4 protein-coding genes are annotated in these 2,041 nt (G+C 67.6%); 3 read left to right on the forward strand and 1 reads right to left on the reverse strand.

Annotation, left to right across the window (positions count from 1 at the left end; all coding sequences use genetic code 11):
• Window positions 1–181 (forward strand): hypothetical protein (locus AC1DZ6_RS24180; protein WP_477099647.1); only part of this gene is annotated, 181 nt, incomplete at its 5' end.
• A gap of 398 nt (window positions 182–579) precedes the next feature.
• Here AC1DZ6_RS24180 and AC1DZ6_RS24185 read toward each other — a convergent pair.
• Window positions 580–1,047, reverse strand: coding sequence for an Lrp/AsnC family transcriptional regulator (locus AC1DZ6_RS24185; protein WP_477099648.1), 468 nt, complete (start codon window positions 1,045–1,047; stop codon window positions 580–582).
• Between the two features lie 121 nt (window positions 1,048–1,168).
• On the opposite strand from AC1DZ6_RS24185, the gene AC1DZ6_RS24190 reads away from it, so the two are divergent.
• Together AC1DZ6_RS24190 and AC1DZ6_RS24195 are read left to right on the forward strand one after the other, a co-directional pair.
• The gene (locus tag AC1DZ6_RS24190; protein ID WP_477099649.1) at window positions 1,169–1,426 is read left to right on the forward strand and encodes a DUF6356 family protein; all 258 of its coding nucleotides are present in this window, start codon (window positions 1,169–1,171) and stop codon (window positions 1,424–1,426) included.
• A gap of 267 nt (window positions 1,427–1,693) precedes the next feature.
• Window positions 1,694–2,041, forward strand: a 348-nt coding sequence (locus tag AC1DZ6_RS24195) for an amino acid permease (RefSeq protein ID WP_477099650.1), incomplete at its 3' end; no start/stop codon positions are given.

Genomic DNA, 2,041 nt, shown 5'->3' on the forward strand with positions numbered 1-2,041 from the left:
GGCCCGCCCGTCGGGCACGCCGCCGGGCGACTGGTTCCTGGTGGATCTGCGCGGCCTGCGCAGCGCCGATCTGGAAGCCCTGACGCCGGAATGGCGCGCGCTCATCCGCGGCTACGACCTTGCCATCGTGGCGCCGGAACTGTCTGCGTCCACCGTGCTGGGGGCTCGTGACGCCCCTTAGGCTCTGGACTCATTCCGCATAGCCAGAGAGCACGATGGCGGCGAGGGTCATGGCGGACAGAAAACGGTCGGGTAGCGGTCATATCTGATGGCGACCCGACGCCAGTCCTTGAGCTCGGCCTCAGGGGGACGCGCCGCCGAAACGCACATTCACAATCACGGTCATCCGGGCTGGGCCCGGACCGCTCCGCGCCTCCCCAATCGCTCACAGCCAGATTGGCGTGGGATCACACCCACTTGCCCCCACCTGGCGGCTAGGCCGCCTGTCCGCCCCCAGAGGGGGCGGAGGACGCGCGCACGACTCCTCTTCCCCCTGCGGGGGAAGACGACCGCGAGGCGGTCCGTAGGCGGCAAGTGTTCGCCGCACGCAGATCAGGAGTCTTGCCCTCCACCCACACCTCACCCCACCCCGATCGGCAAGGCCGTGGTGAACTTGATCTGCTCCATCGCGAAGCTGGACGAGACGTCGGTCAGCGGGGCCGTGGCGATCAGGCGGCGGTAGAAGCGGTCATAGGCGGCGATGTCGCGGACCACCACCTTGAGCAGATAGTCGACGTCGCCGCTCATCCGGTAGAACTCGACCACCTCGGGCAGGGCCTTGGCCCCGRCCGCGAAGGTGGCCAGCCAATCCTCGTCGTGGCGGCCGGTCTTCACGGCCACGAACACGGTCAGCGACAGGTCCAGGGCTTCGCGGTCGATCAGGGCGACGCGGGCGGTGATCACGCCGCTGTCCTGCAGCCGCTTGACCCGCTTCCAGCACGGGGTCTGGGACAGGCCCACCCGCTCGGCCAGCTCGGCGATGGGCGTGGTGGCGTCCTGCTGCAGGATGGTCAGCAGGCGGCGGTCGATCTGGTCCAGGGGTGTCATTCTCTGAACGGGCCTCTCGGGAGAATGGAATTCTCCTTAACTGCCACAATCGCGCATCTGAGACGATGTCATTCTCGCCAGGCGCGGCATCATGGAATAACGCGTCATCCCGGGGATTCCGATGCTCGACCTCTTCACCCGCCATCCGCGTTCGGTCGATGAGACCTATGGCGAGCACATGGGCGTGGCCTGGAGCTTCGCCTTCCCGATGCTGCTGGGCGGCGCGGCGTGTTTCGTCCACGGGATCTTCCCGTTCCTGTTCGAGACAACCGGCAGCCGCTGCGTGAAGCTGCTCTACACCCGCATCGCCAACCGGGGCCGCAAGCCCGGGTCCGACGCCCAGGTTCCGAGCTGGGCGGCGTTCGACGCGGTGATCTGAGGGATCAGACTTTCTTCCCTCCCCTTTAATGGGAGGGTGGACGCGAAGCGGGCGGGTGGGGCCTGCCGACTCATCAAACCCCACCCGACCCTGGCTCCGGCAGGGCCACCCTCCCCACAAGGGTGAGGGAAGGGGGCGATGCTCACCCAACCTGTGAGCTGACGACGTACAAGCTTGTCAGGAAACCTCCTCGGCGGGGTTCAATCTCCCCCTTGGCGCCCCGGCGCGCCTGGCCCATCGTCCCGGCCAAGAGTCGGGAGAAGAAACTTGAGCATCTGGAACCGCCGCAAGGCGATCGACACCGCCGCCGGCGATCCGGCCCACGCCCTGAAGAAGACGCTGAGCTGGTACCACCTGATCGCCCTGGGCGTCGGGGCTATCGTCGGCACCGGCATCTACACCCTGACCGGCGTCGGGGCCGGCCTGGCCGGGCCGGGCGTGATGCTGTCATTCCTGATCGCCGGGGCGGTCTGCGCCTGCGCGGCCCTGTGCTACGCCGAGCTGTCGACGATGATCCCGGCCTCGGGCAGCGCCTACACCTACAGTTACGTGGCCATGGGYGAGCCGGTCGCTTGGTTCGTGGGCTGGAGCCTGATCCTCGAATACACCCTGGTC

This window comes from Caulobacter sp. P1_B12_2, from assembly GCF_056406675.1.